15 protein-coding genes are annotated in these 15236 nt (G+C 63.4%); 9 read left to right on the top strand and 6 right to left on the bottom strand.

Features of this window, described 5'->3' with window-relative positions; all coding sequences use genetic code 11:
* Positions 1-2 precede the first annotated feature (2 nt).
* Positions 3-464, bottom strand: a complete 462-nt coding sequence (locus L0D18_RS06510) for an arsenate reductase (azurin) small subunit (RefSeq protein WP_243028063.1) — start codon at positions 462-464, stop codon at positions 3-5.
* Between the two features lie 266 nt (positions 465-730).
* On the opposite strand from L0D18_RS06510, the gene L0D18_RS06505 reads away from it, so the two are divergent.
* Together L0D18_RS06505 and L0D18_RS06500 are read left to right on the top strand one after the other, a co-directional pair.
* Positions 731-1744 (top strand): helix-turn-helix transcriptional regulator, encoded by a 1014-nt coding sequence (locus L0D18_RS06505; protein ID WP_243028062.1) that lies wholly within the window; start codon positions 731-733, stop codon positions 1742-1744.
* 64 nt (positions 1745-1808) lie between these two features.
* Positions 1809-2030 carry a DUF2905 domain-containing protein gene (locus L0D18_RS06500; protein ID WP_243028061.1) on the top strand — a complete coding sequence of 74 codons (222 nt, stop codon included), beginning with the start codon at positions 1809-1811 and terminating at the stop codon, positions 2028-2030.
* On the opposite strand, the gene L0D18_RS06495 is transcribed toward L0D18_RS06500, so the two are convergent.
* On the bottom strand, positions 1941-3665 hold the full coding sequence (locus L0D18_RS06495) for a hypothetical protein (protein WP_243028060.1): 1725 nt from the start codon (positions 3663-3665) through the stop codon (positions 1941-1943). The genes L0D18_RS06500 and L0D18_RS06495 overlap by 90 nt on opposite strands.
* A 151-nt stretch (positions 3666-3816) precedes the next feature.
* Between L0D18_RS06495 and L0D18_RS06490 the strand changes: the two genes are divergently transcribed.
* The 6 genes from L0D18_RS06490 to L0D18_RS06465 are packed head-to-tail and all read left to right on the top strand — an operon-like array spanning position 3817 to position 10819.
* Positions 3817-4650: a hypothetical protein gene (locus tag L0D18_RS06490; RefSeq protein WP_243028059.1), complete on the top strand. Its 834-nt coding sequence runs from the start codon at positions 3817-3819 to the stop codon at positions 4648-4650.
* A 52-nt stretch (positions 4651-4702) separates the two neighbouring features.
* Positions 4703-5545, top strand: coding sequence for a DUF916 domain-containing protein (locus L0D18_RS06485; RefSeq protein WP_243028058.1), 843 nt, complete (start codon positions 4703-4705; stop codon positions 5543-5545).
* A complete protein-coding gene (locus L0D18_RS06480) occupies positions 5542-6030 on the top strand; it encodes a hypothetical protein (RefSeq protein WP_243028057.1) in 489 nt (162 codons plus the stop codon). The genes L0D18_RS06485 and L0D18_RS06480 overlap by 4 nt, the downstream gene beginning before the upstream one ends.
* 1 nt (position 6031) lies before the next feature.
* Complete coding sequence (locus tag L0D18_RS06475) at positions 6032-9145, top strand: hypothetical protein (protein WP_243028056.1); 3114 nt, start codon at positions 6032-6034, stop codon at positions 9143-9145.
* A 30-nt stretch (positions 9146-9175) separates the two neighbouring features.
* Positions 9176-10336, top strand: a complete 1161-nt coding sequence (locus L0D18_RS06470) for a hypothetical protein (protein ID WP_243028055.1) — start codon at positions 9176-9178, stop codon at positions 10334-10336.
* Positions 10337-10387: 51 nt separating this feature from the next.
* Positions 10388-10819, top strand: a complete 432-nt coding sequence (locus L0D18_RS06465) for a hypothetical protein (RefSeq protein ID WP_243028054.1) — start codon at positions 10388-10390, stop codon at positions 10817-10819.
* A 40-nt stretch (positions 10820-10859) separates the two neighbouring features.
* Here the strand turns inward: L0D18_RS06465 and folE are convergent, their stop codons facing one another.
* The 4 genes from folE to L0D18_RS06445 are packed head-to-tail and all read right to left on the bottom strand — an operon-like array spanning position 10860 to position 13417.
* On the bottom strand, positions 10860-11468 hold the full coding sequence (gene folE, locus L0D18_RS06460) for a GTP cyclohydrolase I FolE (RefSeq protein WP_243028053.1): 609 nt from the start codon (positions 11466-11468) through the stop codon (positions 10860-10862).
* 38 nt (positions 11469-11506) lie between these two features.
* A complete protein-coding gene (locus tag L0D18_RS06455; RefSeq protein WP_243028052.1) occupies positions 11507-12199 on the bottom strand; it encodes a gamma carbonic anhydrase family protein in 693 nt (230 codons plus the stop codon).
* Positions 12180-12560, bottom strand: coding sequence for an NUDIX hydrolase (locus L0D18_RS06450; RefSeq protein WP_243028051.1), 381 nt, complete (start codon positions 12558-12560; stop codon positions 12180-12182). The genes L0D18_RS06455 and L0D18_RS06450 overlap by 20 nt, the downstream gene beginning before the upstream one ends.
* Positions 12551-13417 carry a DUF1028 domain-containing protein gene (locus L0D18_RS06445; RefSeq protein WP_243028050.1) on the bottom strand — a complete coding sequence of 289 codons (867 nt, stop codon included), beginning with the start codon at positions 13415-13417 and terminating at the stop codon, positions 12551-12553. Before L0D18_RS06445 ends, L0D18_RS06450 begins: the two co-directional genes overlap by 10 nt.
* A 51-nt stretch (positions 13418-13468) precedes the next feature.
* Here L0D18_RS06445 and typA point away from each other — a divergent pair, with 51 nt between their 5' ends.
* The gene (gene typA / locus L0D18_RS06440; RefSeq protein WP_243028049.1) at positions 13469-15232 is read left to right on the top strand and encodes a translational GTPase TypA; all 1764 of its coding nucleotides are present in this window, start codon (positions 13469-13471) and stop codon (positions 15230-15232) included.
* The last annotated feature ends 4 nt before the right edge of the window (positions 15233-15236 follow it).

Below are 15236 nucleotides of genomic sequence, written 5' to 3'. Positions count from 1 at the left end.
CCTCAGGCGTTGCTGGCTCTTCCGTAGATGAGGCCGTAGGCCACGCCCACGGCATAAACGCTGCCTCCGGCCACCTCTAGGACAATCCGGGGAAGCCGGCTTATGGACGGGCCCTCGAGGCAAAGACCGCCCCGGGAAGGGTCGTAGAGGCTCATGTGGCAAGGGCAGACCAAAAGCTTCTCCTTGGGATCAAAGGCCGTAGGGCAACCCATGTGCTGGCAAAGGGCAGAGTAGGCCACGATGGACTTTTTGGGACCCACCCCCATGTAGGTGGGCCGGCCCATGTCCAGGAGGATGGCCGGGGAACCCTCGTCCGGGTAGCTAAAGCTCACAGGCTGGAGGGGAACCAGGCCCGCCAGGTCCGCCACCCTCACCCGCTCCCCTTGGGCAAACACCTTCCTCATGGCCACCGGCGCCCCGGCAACACCCAGATAGACCAAAGCCTTTCGCCTGCTAACCACCATTTAGGCCACCTCCTTTCCGACCCAAATCTAGGTGGAGGCCGAGGCGGGGAACAAGCCCCCTTTGGGCCAGGAGCGGCTTGTGAAACGGGGAGCTATATAGCCCTTTGGGGCTAGCCCAGAAGTTGCCTTTCGTGGCTAAAAGTGCATTGACAAATGTCCCAAAGGCTGATAAGAAGAACTTAGGGCGTAACCGAGAAACGCTTGGGTGGCAGTCCCAGGGGGTAGGGTTCATAAGCAAAGCTAGCAACGGATGAGGGGGTTCCCTAATGGATCGCTTTTTGCTGGAGGTGCTTGGCTCGGTCCTCGAGCCCCTGGCCTTGATCGGAAAGGGCCGGCGCATCCTCTACGCCACCCCTAGCTTCCAAAGGCTTGCCCACCTCGGCGAGGAGGATCCTCTTTGTCTGGAGGTTTTCCAGCCCGCCTTCTCCTCGGACCGCACCCCTTGTTGCTGGGACCTGGCCTTCTGTTACCAGGCCGGGGAGGTGGGCATCTGGCTCACCCAGGACCTGAGCCAAGCCATCCTGTGCCACGCCCACATCGTGGGTCTAGACGGTTTTGCGTCCTTTTTGTTACTCCGGATGGAACCCTTGCCCAAGGAACCCGCACCCGAGGCCTCTCCGCCTTGGTCCTTCCCCAGCAGGCGGCTCTTCCGGAGCCTATTCCAGAGCCTGGGCAAAGAGGGCTACCAACGCTACGTGGCCGGCCTCCTCAAGAGGGCTTACGCTTTGGAGGAGGTGTGCTGGCTGGAGCCCCGGGAAGGGGGTGGCCTTGCTCCCCTGGTCCAAAAGGTACGGGAGGCCATGGCGGCCCCCTTGCCCTTTGACCTGGTCTATAACGGGAAGTATTACCACGTCTTCCCTGGAAGCCACCCGGAAAGCCCCTTTTTGTTGGTAAGGGGTCTTAGAAACGTGGGCACAAGAGACCTCCTGGGACTCCTTTGGGCCGCGGACGGAGGGTGGGGGGATAGGGAGGATCATGGCCAGGGGCCCATGGAGTCCGAGGATCTCGGGGCCCTCAACTCCTTAACCCAACGGGAGTGGCAAATCCTGGCCCTGGTGGCCGAGGGAACCGATAACAAAAAGATCGCCGCTACCCTAGGAATCAGCCTTAACACCGTGAAGAACCACATCAAAAGCATCCTGGCCAAGACCCAAAGCCGGCGTCGTACCGAGCTGGTCCGCCGGTACCTCCAGGCCCTAGTGGACCCATCCCTTCCCGGACCTCACGCCAAGAATCCCACCCCAGCCAAGGGAAGAAGGCCCCGGAGCAAGCCCTCTTGAAGGCCCGGCCCCAGCCTTGCGATAATGCCCTTTGGCAGGCTATGGACCCTTGGGGAGGTGAGGAGTGGAAGCGGGAAAGACATTGCTCTTCCTAGGCTTCCTTCTGGTTCTCCTGGGCCTCCTTTTCCTCTACGCCCCCAAGCTCTTCTCCTGGTTCGGCCACCTGCCGGGGGACATCCGCATTGAGCGGGAGGGGCTAAAGGTGTACATCCCAATCGCCTCTACCTTGGTCCTCTCCCTTCTTTTCACCCTGCTTTGGAACCTCCTCGCCTTCCTTCGCCGCTAGGTTCCAGACCTCCACCAGCCCTTTGCCCAACGCTCTTCCCCCTTCCTGCCGGACCCTATAGGCCCGCAAGGCGAACTCCGCCACCCCAAGACCCCAAAACTTTAGGCGGATAGGGCCAGGGGGAAGAAGGATGCGGTGGGTGAAGCTTTCCTCCAAGCGGATATACCCTTCGCTCCGGACTCCCCTGACGAGCAAAAGGAGGCCCCAAGAACCCTGGGGAGCGTAAGCCTGCCCCACCAGCTCCAACACCGCCTCCTCTTCCCAAGAGGCGAGGTCCAGGTGGGCGGTATCCCCTGGTTCCAACAGGGCCAGACCAAACCCTTGCTCCATGGGAAATACTCCCTCACCACCCTGCACCAGCAGGGCCAGCTCCCGCCCTAGTACCCTTTTCCCAACACTCTTACCTTCCCCCAAGAGGGCCTGGCGTAAGGGGGAATCAAGGAGGCTTTCGTACTCTTCTCCCAAGGCCCTTCGGTGCAGGGCCTCCTCCCGCCTGCAACCAGCAAGGGCCAAAGCGGTGGCCGCTCGTTCGTGAAGCTCGCGCCGTCGGCCCGGGGGCAAGGTGGAATAAAAAAAGCGGCGCTCCGCCTCCTTGGCAAAGCGGTAACCCTCTCCTTCCCGATAAACCAACCACCCTTTCCGCTCCAACTCATCCAGGTAAGGCAACGCCGCGAAAGCGTCCAAAACCTGTTCGGGAATGGGCCCTGGGGCCACGGAAAGCCACTCCAGGGCTACGCGGGCCGGCTCGCTAAGCCACCGGGCCTGCAGGCGAAGTTGGGCCAGGAGGCGCTGCGGAAGGTTGGACGATGCCAGCCATTCAGGGATCCATTCCGGCTGTCCCCCCGCCAGGAAGTAGGCCCTGGCGGCTTGCGGAAAGCCGTATTCGGTCAAGAGCCCCTGCCTGGCCTCGAGCCAAGATAGCGGGGAGAGCTCCAGTACCCGCATGCGCTCCACGGGATAGCTGGCCCTAAGCTCCAGGAAGAAGCGGGGCTCCTCCCCGGGGTCTAGTCTCAGGATCAAAAAAGCCTTGGAGCGCAAAAGTTCCCGCAAGGGCACCTGGGGATAGGGAGCCTCCAGGTAGACCAACCCTTCCGGGCGCAGGTTCTGGTGAAAGGCCAAGCCCAAAACCCGCGCCAGCTCCTGGGCCAGCTGGCGCGGGCCTGCCCCAAGCCGACCCTTCAAAACCAGAAGAAAGGGAGGGCGCAAGGCGGAAAGCTCCCGCAAAAGCCCCTGGCGGCAGGTCGGGCCAGGAAAGGCCTCGTGACGGGTGCGCACCTCCTGCACCCACTCCCACAGGCCCTCCACCTCCTCCAGTCCCTCCAGGATCTCCCCGTGCCCTGAGGTTTCCAGCTTCAGCCAAGGGGGCAAAACTAGCGGATCCTGCCCCTTGGGGAAAACCTCCCGTCCCAGGGCCTGGGCCAGGCGGTGCAGCTCCACCCGCAGGTTCTGCAAACCTGCCCCATGGCCGTAAAGCAGGTCGGCCAGGCGGGCCCTAGAGGTGGGCCCCTCCAGGGCCAAGTAATAGAGCAAGGCCAGTCCCTTATGGGAAACCCGCAGCTCCGTCCCCCGGAAAAGTACACGTGCCCGGCCAAAAAGGGGCAGGGCGTAAACCGGAACGTTAAGGCCGCGTTTCAAAGCGTTACCTTCCTTAGCTTTTAGGTTAGCACACCCCGATGGTCCCCTGGGCAACAGGGCTCTTCTCCGTAACGCCCCCGTAACGCCCCTCCCCTTAGGGTGAGGGCGTCCTGAGAGGCCACCACCTCGAGGGGCAGATTCGGAGGGATATATGCGCAAAGGCATTCTGGTAGCAGTATTGGCTCTAGCACCCCTGGCCCTGGCCCAGGCCCCCACGGTGGCTCCCACCAAGGGCAACGGCCCTGACGCCTACGCCAAGGGCGCGGACTCGGCCTCCGTGAACCAGACCATCGAGCTCATCCTGCCCAAGGCCACGGCCCTGCACCTGGACGTGACCACCCTGACCTTTGACCTCACGGGGCTGGACGGGGCTACCTGGCCCAACTCCACCCCGGACTTTGGCGGGCAGATGGTCTGCGTCTATGGGCTTTCGGACCAGGACATCAAGACCCAGTTGGGGGATAACTTCTACAACCAGGTGCAGACCCTCCCCATGGGGACCAGCTATGGGGTAGCCCAGTGGCCCAACATCACCATCAACGGCGGCGGTGCGGTGACCGCTTATCCCCCCATCAAGCTGGATAAGAACGGGGAACTCGTCCCTGGCAGCAAGAACTACTTCGTCTGCTACCGCACCTTCATCCTGCAGAAGTTCTCCAACGGGAAGCAGTGGCACCTGACCGTGAACCGCAACGACCCCGAAGGCGCCCAAGGGATCCAGCATCTCTACATCCAGGATAACCCCTGCGATACCTTCGGCGCGGCTACGGGGCTTTACGAGCTTCCCAACGGGGCCAACCTGGAACTGGTACCCCGTAACCTGCAGGCCGGCCCTACGGGAGCCCGCTCCGGCAACAACCCCGAGCGGTGCGGATACAAGAGCTGGCTGGATGACCTGGTGGTGGTGGCCGTCAAGGTCAACAGCGACCTCTGGGGCAAGAGCACCGCGAACCTTACCTACACCTTAGCGACCACGGCTTGGTAGGCGAACCCGAAGGCCTGGCCCTAGGGCCAGGCCTTCGCCCTATTGGTGAACCATGAAGCGAATCTTTCCCTTCCTCCTAAGCCTGGCCCTCGGCGCCCTGGCCCAGAGCACCCTAGGCGTGGAACCCCCCGTCCTCCTCAAGGAGGCCAAACCGGGAGAAACCCTTACCCAAACCCTTACCGTCTACAACGTGGGTACCCGCCCGGTGCGGGTCCGGGCCAGCCTGGGGGACTGGACCTACGATCCCATGGGAAAGATCCAGTTCCTGCCCACGGGCTCCCTAAAGGAAAGCGCAAGCCCTTGGGTCACCTTTTCGCCGGCGGAGTTCCTGCTGGAACCCAAGCAAAACCGCCCCCTCACCTACACCCTCACCGTACCCAAGGAGGCTACCCCCGGCACCCACTGGGGCATCCTCTTCTTGGAATCCGAGGATCCTAACCCACCCCCGGGGGTACCCTTGGCCACCTTCCGGGTGCGCATGGCCCATGTCTTTTACGTGAACGTACCCCCCCTTTCCGCCTCCGGGCGTATCACCGGCATCGTGCCCAGTCCCCCCAAAACCCCTGAAGAGCCCTACCGCTTCGCCATCCAGTACCAAAATACCGGTAACACCGCCCAAAAACTCGCCGGCCGCTTTGAGGTGCGGAACGCCTCAGGACGGAAAACGGCGGAGGTGGAGATAGAAGAGGTGGTGGTCCTTCCCGGTCAGGTGCGCATCCTCCCGGTAACCCTGGTGGGTCCTCTGCCCGTGGGGAGCTACACCGCTTTGGCCATCCTAAACTACGGCGATCCCGGGAAGGACGTGGCCGCCGATCTGCCCTTCGCCCTGCGCACCCCCCTGGCCGCACCCCCCGCGCCCCCCAGCGAAGAAGGGGAAAAAGGAGGCACCCCATGAGAAGCTGGTTACCCGCCATCGTCCTGTTCTTGGCCCCGGCCCTGGCCCAGGCCACCTGGATCGTTCAGACCCTGATCCCCGAGACCATCGCCCTCCGCACCCCCACCACCCAGATCGCCTTTGAGCTTAAGGACTACCCCCCCAAGGCCTTCCCTGCCACCTACCCCGCCAGCAACCTGGAAGGGGGCATTCTACCGGTCCAGGTCTTTTCCAACGCCCCCGGGGTGTGGAGCCTACTTCTCCAGATACCTGACCTGAAGGACCAAAACGGAGTTTTGCTTCTACCCGCTAAACAAGTCCTCTACCGGGTAAACGGAGGGCTTTGGCTAAGGGCCGACGGCACCCCGCAGATCATCTACACGCAAACGGGCCCCACAGGGGACTGGCTGGAAATCCGCCTGGAGTTCGCCCTCGAGCTCCTGGGCAACGAACGGGCGGGGAGCTATGTGGTCCAGGCACTGGTTACCGCCTTAAGGCAGCCTTGAAATGAGGTCCCTTCTGGCGCTTTTCCCCCTCCTTCTGGGCCTAGCCTGGGCCCAGGTGCGCTTCCTCCCCTCGCCTGGCCTTGCCGGAGTCCCGGGGGATTACCTCACCCTAAGCCTGAAAGTGGAGGGAAAGGGGTCGGTTCGCTTTCGCCTCTTTCCTCCGGAAGGCTGGCAAGCCCTTTCCCAAGAAAGACAAGCCGTGCTGGAGGGCCAGGAGGAAACCCTAAGCTTCACCCTCCGGGTACCCCCCTTACCCGCAGGCACCCAGGGGAAAGCCCAGGTGGTGGCCTATGAAGGGGAAAGGGAGATCGCCAGGACCAAGGTGGAGCTAAAGGTGTTGCCCCTAATCCAAGTTGCCCTTTCCGCCCCCACCCTCCTCGAGGCCGACCTGGGAGGGCCCTTTGAGTTTCCGGTTTACGTAAGCAACCGTTCCAACCAAGGGGAAGAAGTGTTCCTAGAGGCGGAGGCCGCCATGTTCCAGGTATTCCTAAACCCGGCGGGCCTGAGCCTAGCTCCCGGGGAGACTGGGGTAGTAAGGGTCCTGGTAGCCCCTAAGGGGCAGATTTCCGCCGGCTACCGCTTCTACATGAAGCTTAGAGCCACCCCCAAAACCCAGCCCGGGGCCCGAAAGGAGGCTGGGGTCATCGTGCTCTTCAAGGACCCCCTGACGGCCAGCGGCCCCAGGGGGCGGGACCCTGAACTTACCGTGGGCCTGGGCCTGGCCTTAAGCCTGGGGGCTTCTTTGGAGCGTGGCCAGCTCCGGGGCCAGGTGAGCTACCTCCTCTTACCCAGCTTAAGCGGGGCCCTTTCGGACTACGTGACCGCCACTGCCGGCACGGGCCCCTTTACCGGGGACCTGCAAGACCCCTGGCGCCCACCCCAGACCCTGACGCTAAGCCTCAAGGGGGAAGGCTGGGAGGCCCGGGCCCAAGGGGGACAAGGGAGTTTCGGCCTGGCAAGCACCTTCCGCCTGGATCCAGCCCGGGTGAGCCTCGAGGGCACCTACCGCCCAGGGGCCCTGGGCCTAAGGGCCAGCGCGGTGAGCCTGGATAAAAGCCTAGACTTGCAAGGAGCCCTCTCCACGCAAACCGCCCCTACAGGCCGCCAGGACAACCTTAGCCTGCGCTACCGCCTGCCCCTGGAAGGGGGCCTTAGCCTGGGCCTAGGCACCGACCTCAGCGGCCAGACGGGGGAGGCCTACCGCCTCTCCTTTGGCCTGAGCCAAAGCCTCACCTGGCAGACCCAAGACCTGGAACTGGTGCAAAGCTATGGCGGCGTGCCCATGGCGGGCCTCCACACCCTGGGCCTGGCGGGGGGCACACGGAGCCTTTACCCTTTGGGCCTTCGCGGAAGCACCAGCCTCCAGCTGGGGCCCAGCCAGGGGCTTTGGCAAAACCAGCTCACCCTTTATGCCCAGCCGGTGGCCGGGGCCTTCGTGAGCCTCACGGGAAGCTACCGCCAGCAGGGGGAAAGCCGGAGCTTCGGCCTGGCGCCGAGCCTCAGCACCGCCTTTGGCGAACCCGGGGTGTACAGCGGAAGCCTAAGCCTAGGCTACGGCCTAAATCGGCGGCTTTCCGGGGAAGGGCCGGAGAACCAAACCTACCAGGCCAGCCTTACCCTGGGCACCCGTGACCTCAGCCTGTCCGGATATTTCCGCTACCTCTTTCAAGAGGATCCCCTTTTGGAAGGGGGCGTAATCCTCCGCTTGGCCCTGGAGGGGGGAAGCCTCGAGGGGCAGTATCTGACCAAGCGGGGCACGAACAAGGACCTCACCCTCTACGGAGCCGCCTGGAACCAGCTCTGGCCCGGGAGCCTGCAAAGCCGCCTTTCCTACGAGCACCGCCTTGAGGAAAGCATCACCCAGCGTTTTGGCCTTTCCCTTTTCCAGCGGAACTTTCTGGAACCCGGCCTCTCGTTGGGTGCCTCCTATACCCTCATCCTGGAATCCGGGGAAGCCCGCCACGCCTTTGGTCTCAGCCTGGCCTACACCCAAGCCCTCACCTTCACCACCCCCAAGGAGGTGGTGGACCTCTTCGGCGGCCGCAAGGGGGGCGAGATCGTGGGCCGGGCCTTCCGGGATGAAAACCTGAACGGACGGCTGGATCCGGGCGAGGCCCCCTTGGCCGGGTTAAAGGTCTGCCTAGGCAAGACCTGTGAAACCACCGACGCCGAGGGCCGCTATCGCCTTTTCAGCGCCCCTGGCGAGGGTACCCTCTTTTTTGCCAACCTCCCTGCCACCCTGGCCCTCCTAGGGGAGGAGCGCGTCCAGGTTACCTTAAACACCCGGTTGGAGAAAAACTTGCCCTTTGCCCCCGCTACCACCCTAGCTGTGGAGGTGTGGGATGGGGAAAGCGAAAAAGGCTTGGCCTTCGCTGGGGTGTGCGCCGAAGGACCGGTGAAGCGGTGTACCCGGACCGACACCAATGGCCGCGCCCTCATCGGTGGGCTTTTCCGCGGGGAATACCGGATATATCCCGATCCCCGGTACCTGCCCGAGGGTTACCGCAGCGGGGAGCCCCTCCAGGTTCAGGTGGACCCCAGCCTACCCCCTAAGGCCACCCGGGTGGTGGCTCTCCCGCCCAGGCGGGAGGTGGAGGTAACCTACACCGCAGACCGCCTGAGTCTGGTAGCCACCGCCGATCCCTCCACCCCCATCGCCGGGGCCGAGGTGGAGATCAAGGCCCTGGTCCAGGGCGAAGCCCAGCAGGTCTTCCTGGACCTACCCTCAGGGCCGGTGACCCTGGCCCACCAGGAAGGGAACTACTACGCCGCCCGGATACGTCTGTCCTTACCCCCTGGGTTTCATACCCTGGCCGTGAGAGCCAAGGGGCAGGAGGAAGTTGAAGCCCCCTTGTTTCTTCAGGTGGTACCTGGCTCCCTCTATAGCCCCAGTTCCCTGGAGGGTCCTAAGGTAAAGATCACCCTGCGCTTCCGGGCTAATCGAGTGGTCCTCACGGAAAAAAGCCAGAGCTTTGCCTTAAAGAGCGCGGACGGCTACACCTGGACCGGGGAGGTACCCTTAGACCCCGGTCACCACACCCTTTTGGTGCTGGCCGACGGGGAAAGGTTGGGCCAGATAGACCTGACCATCCCTTCGGAAAGCGCAAACCATTGAAGTAGAAGGATTCGGAAAGGAGTGGTTAGTATGCGGCATTGGTACGCGGTTCTTTTAGCAGTAGGGCTCCTTGGCGCCTGCTCCCAGGCTCCCCAAGGCGTAAAGCCCCAAGTGGCGGTCGGCGCCTCGGTGACGGTGGAAAAGACGGCGGTACCCGAGTTCAAGCGCACCTACCGCTGGACCATGGAGAAGAAGGTGACGGATCCGGCGGGCGGAAGCCTTACCCTGGCTCCGGGGCAGTCCTACCTGGTCAAGTACGCGGTCTCCTTGGTGGGCACCCCTACGGACTCGGACTTCAAGGTGCAGGGGACGGTCACCATAAAGAACACGGGCGGGGTGGACGTCACCTTGCAAACCCCCAGCGATACCCTTTCCACAGGAGAAAGCCTCGCCCTCAACTGTGGGGTCACCTTTCCCTACACCCTACCCGCAGGCCAAGCGCTAAGCTGCACCTACAGCCAAAACCTGCCCAACGGGCAAAGCCGCACCAACACCGCCACGGTGAGTTGGAGCGGCGGCGGGGAAAGCGGCACCGCCTCAGGCCAGGCCAGCTTCGCCTTTACCACGCCCAGCGCGGTGGTGGATGGTAGCGTCACCGTAAGCGACCCTTCGGCCACCTTGGTCAGCGCCATTAGCGGCATCTCTCCCGAGGGCGTCATCTCCCAGACCTACTTCTTTGAGCGTTGGGTTAAGTTTGACGCCTGCGGGGAGTACCAGGTGGACAACACCGCCACCTTCACCACCAACACCACCCAAACCCAGGGCTCCGCCTCGGCCTCCCTTAACGTTAGCGTTCCCTGTGTTGGAGGGTGTACCCTTACCCAGGGCTATTGGAAGACCCACTCCACCTACGGCCCCGCCCCCTACGACAACACCTGGGCCAAGATAGGTGAGGACACCCCCTTCTTCCTGTCCGGCCAAAGCCACTACCAGGTTCTTTGGACCTCACCCAAGGGCAGCGCCTACTACATCCTGGCCCACCAGTACATCGCCGCTAAGCTGAACATCCTCAACGGGGCCTCCGCCACCCCTGCGGTGGATGCGGCTATGGCCTGGGCAGAAACCTTCTTTAATAGTTACAAGCCGAGCGATTCCCTGGACAAGGCCACCTCCAACCAGGCCAAGGGCTACGCCGCTACCCTGGATAGCTACAACAACGGCCTCATAGGCCCTGGTCATTGCTCGGAGTAAAACCTTCCCCCCGGAGAGCTTTTAGCTCTCCGGGGAGCTAAAGGAGGTAGCATGAAAAGAATCCCTTGGCTCCTGCTTCTCACCCTCGTAGCCTGCTCGGCTCCTCAAGGCATCAAGACCACGGGGAAGTTGCGCATTCAAAGCATCCAGCCCGACGTGGTGTCCGGGTGTACCGTGCGGGCAGGGGACTGGATGGCCCTTAAGGGCAACACCTTCGGCACACAAGCGGAGTGGGATGCCGGTACCAACCATGCCCTATTCCCCCCGGATCCGGGCTTGCCCGCGGAAAACCCCGAGATCACCCAGAGCGAAAACCCAGCCACCTTGATGTTCCGCGTGCCGCTAGGAGCCCAAAGCGGCCTTCTGCGAATCCACGTGGAAGGGGTAGGGGATGCGGAAATCCCCATCGCGGTGGAACAAATAGCCCCCCAGGTGGCGGTGCCGGGCTGCGAGGTCCCTGCCCCACCCCAAAACCCCGAGTAACGAGATCCTGGCCAAGCCCCCCTGTCCTGGCAGGGGGGTTTCACTTGAGGTGGCTTAGGAACTCCTCTCGGGTCTTCCCACTTTCCCGGAAAACCCCCAGCATGGCACTGGTGGTGGTGCGGGAGTGCTGCTTTTCCACCCCCCGCATCATCATGCAGAGGTGAACCCCTTCCACCACTACGCCCACGCCCTGGGGCTCTAAGACCTCCTGGATGGCCTCGGCGATCTGCACCGCTAGGCGCTCTTGCACCTGGAGCCTCCGGGCAAACATGTCCACGATGCGGGCGAACTTGGAAAGCCCTAGGATCTTCCCGTTGGGAATGTAGCCGATGTGGACCTGGCCAAAGAAGGGCAAGAGATGGTGCTCGCACATAGAGTAGAACTCTATGCCCTTCACCACCACCATCTCGCTTCCCTCGGCGGGAAATACGGCTTCGTTCACGATAGCCTTCAGATCCTGCCGGTAACCCCGGGTGAGGAAGGCCCAGGCCTTGGCCACCCGCTCAGGGGTTTTAACGAGACCCTGACGGGAAGGGTCCTCACCGATCACCTGGAGCCACTCCGCAGCAAGGCGCTGCAAGCGCTCCAAATCCATTTCCGTTTCAAAGGCCAGGCCGGTTTCCTCTATCTCCACCATCTTGCGTTCCATCTTGTCACCCTGACTCCCTAGCCTATGTAGCCCCGGGCTCACTCGGGGGAGAGAAAACCCTCCTCCACCAAGGGGAGGGCCTCCTCCGGGCCCAGGGGAAAACCTTGGGAGGCCCGCCTCAGGACCTCGAGGGCCTCCTTTCGGCTGCGCTTCAAGCGAAGGTGTAGCTCGCTAAAGGGGTTCAGGGCATCCTGGCCCCGCAGGGTAAGGCGGTAGCGCCTCGGAAGGTCCACGGGGGAAAGCCCCTGGCGGTAGCGCTCCGCCAGCGCCCGATACCGGGGGGCGTTTCCCGGAGGCTCCGCCGCCCCTTTGATGCGGGCCGGGACCCCCACGGCCAGCTTCCCTTCGGGAACCTCCATTCCGGGAGGGACCACCGCCCCTGCCCCCACCACGGCATTCCGCCCCACCCTGGCCCCGTTCAGCACCACCGCCCCCATGCCGATCAGGGCTCCTTCCTCCACCACCGCCCCATGGACCACCGCCCGGTGGCCCACGGTGACCCCTGGGCCTATAAGGCAGGGGAAGCCGGGGTCGGCGTGAAGCACGGCTCCATCCTGAACATTGCTCCCTGGCCCCACCACCACCCGCTCCAGGTCCCCCCGGACCACCGCACCAAACCAGATGGAAGCCCCCTCCCCCACCTCCACCTCCCCCACCACATAGGCCCCGGGGGCAATGAAGGCGGTGGGATGTACCTTTGGAGTCTTCTCCTCAAAACGGTAGACGCTCAAGGGCCACCTCCAGAAGGCGCAGGTCCTCGGGGAAGGAAAGGAGGTCTCGGGCCTCCTCTGGGGTGAACCAGCCGAGCCCGCTCATGCCCTTTTCCAAACGGGGTTCGCCTTCCCCCCGCATAAGGAACCAGTGGATCTCCCGCTCCACCCCCTTAGGGTTCACGTAGCGGGTGGGGAAAAGGGGGACTAAGGCCTCTGCCCTCACCCCCGTTTCCTCCCAAACCTCCCGTACCGCCGCTTCCTCCAAGGACTCCCCCGGCTCGAGGTGCCCTTTGGGGAAGACCCAGAAGCCCATGCGGTCTCGGAGGAGAAGCACCTCCCCCCTGGGGTTAAACACCACACCTCCCGCACCTAACTCCACGGGTACCTCCTCTTGAGGTGGCTCAAGGTGCCCTCGTCCACCTCCGGCCCCCCTTGGTACCGTTCCTCCAGGTTCTCCATACCTATCAGGGCCAGGAAAGCCCGTTCCGTGGCCTCATCAAACTCCCCCTGAACCTCCCCCGCATAAAGCCCCAGCTTCTGCAGCACCCCTTGCAACCACCGCACCTCTTCCGGGGTAAGAGGGCGGCGCTCCTTGGGCCTTTCAAAGAGAAGGCGGTGGAGGGAAAGCAGGCGAAAAAGTTCCTCCACAGGCCCAGGATGGTCGTCCACCCGAAGGTCTATGTACCGATCCCAAAGCCCCCCATACCCCTTGCCCTCCCCTACCACCAAAAGGGCCGCGGACTGCTTGCCCCTCTTATCCCCCCCCGCCTCTTCCCCGGCCTTCAGGGCCAAAAGAAGCCTCTCGGGAAAAGGTGTCCTTTCCTCCCGCAGGAAGGTTTCCACCATGGCCTCCACCACCTGGGAACCAGCCAGAAGGTTGCCCTGAACAGCAAGGCCCCGCTTCCCCATCCCCCCAGCCCAAGGATGGCACTCCGCCCCGGTAAAGCTGAGGGCCTCGCCCTTGGCGGTCACCAGGCCGAACTGGCGCCTTTCCAGCTGGGGATCGGTGCGGCGGAAAGCTTCCAAGACCCCTTCCGGGCTGGCCCCTTGTTCCAAAAGGGCAAGCCCTTGCGGTCCAAAGCGGGGGTTGGCATAGGATTGGGTGGCCACAGCCCCCACCCCTGCCCGGGCGAAGGGGACCACCGACCCCACAGCCAGGAACTTGCTGGCCACGGCCACGCCCAGGTCCCCGGTTTCCGGGTCCTGGGCCACCAGGGAAAAGGTGGCCACCACCATACCCCTATCCTACGCGCCCTCCCGTGGTAAAGTGGGGGGATTGGTGCGCCCATGGAAATTCGGAACATTGCCATCATCGCCCACGTGGACCACGGAAAAACCACCCTGGTGGACGCCATGCTCCGCCAGGCCAAGGCTTTGGCCAAGGAAGAGGGGGAGCGGATTCTGGACTCCTACGAGCTAGAGAAGGAGCGGGGCATCACCATATTGGCCAAGAACACCGCCGTGGTCTGGAACGGGGTGAAGATCAACATCGTGGATACCCCCGGCCATGCCGACTTCGGCGGGGAGGTGGAGCGGGCCCTCTCCCTGGTAGATGGGGTGCTTCTGCTGGTGGATGCCGCCGAAGGCCCCATGCCCCAGACCCGTTTTGTCTTGCGAAAGGCCCTGCAAGCGGGGCTAAAGCCCCTTGTGGTCCTCAATAAGGTGGACAAGAAGGAGGCCCGTCCCGACGAGGTGCTGAACCTTACCTTTGACCTCATGGTGGAGCTGGGAGCCACGGAAGAGCAGCTGGACTTTCCCTATCTCTACGCCATAGGCCGGGAAGGACGGGCCTGGCGGAACAGCCCCAGAGAAGACCTCAGCGAGCTTTTCCAAGCCATCCTCGAGCACATCCCCCCTCCCCGCTGGGAGGAGGGCCCTTTCCAGCTCCTGGTGGCCAACCTGGACCACTCCCCCTATTTGGGGCGCGTGGCCATCGGCAAGGTGACCCGGGGCCGGGTGCGCACGGGAGAAACCCTGGCCATCTTGAAAGAAGACCGGGCCCTTTCCGCCAAGGTGGCGGCGGTCTACACCCACCAGGGCCTGAAGCGGGTGGAGGTGGCGGAAAGCCTCCCCGGGGACATCGTGGCCTTAGCTGGCATGGAAGGGGTAGAGATCGGGGATACCCTGGCCCATCCTGAAGACCCAAAGCCCCTTCCCCGCCTTAGGGTGGACGAGCCCACCGTGGCCTTAACCCTCACCGCCAACACCTCCCCCTTTGCCGGACGGGAAGGGGTGCACGTGACGGGCCAGAAGCTGAAGGAGCGCCTTCTTAAGGAGCTCCGCACCAATGTGGCCCTCCAGGTGGAAGAGGTGGGTCCCGAGGTCTTTGAGCTTCGGGGCCGAGGGGAGCTCCACCTGGCCATACTCCTGGAGACCATGCGCCGGGAAGGGTACGAGTTCAGCGTGGGCCAACCCAGGGTCTTAAGCAAGGATGGCCTCGAGCCCTATGAGCTTCTGGTGGTGGAGGTACCTCAGGACCGCTTCGGAAGCGTAATGGAGGCCCTGGGAGTCCGCCGGGCGGAAATGGTCCACATGGAGGTGGGCGAACGGGTGCGGGCGGAGTTCGTGATCCCAGCCCGAGCCCTGTTCGGTTTCCGCAGCCTTTTCCTTTCCCTTACCGGGGGCGAGGGGCTCTTGGGCCACACCTTCCACGGCTTCGGCCCCGAGGCGGGCCCTATCCCCACCCGCACCACGGGAAGCGCCGTGGCCATGGAGGCGGGGGTAGCCACCGCCTACAGCCTGAACCGCCTGCAGGAACGGGTGCAGTTTTTCATTGAACCGGGCACCGAGGTCTACGTGGGCATGATCGTGGGGGAGCACGTTCGGGAAAATGACCTGGACGTCAACGTCACCACCGCCAAAAAGCTCACCAACATCCGGGCCGCAGGCTCCGACGAGAATATCCGCCTGGTCCCTCCAAGGCGGCTTTCCCTGGAGGAAGCCCTGGAGTTCCTGGCCGAGGACGAACTTTTGGAGGTGACCCCCAAAAGCCTCCGCCTGCACAAGAAGGTCCTGGACCCCGCAAAACGCAAGCGCCTGGTGGGGAGATAACCCC

It is taken from the genome of Thermus albus (assembly GCF_022760855.1).
GTDB lineage: Bacteria > Deinococcota > Deinococci > Deinococcales > Thermaceae > Thermus > Thermus albus.
This window is presented reverse-complemented; position numbering and strand designations above follow the sequence as displayed.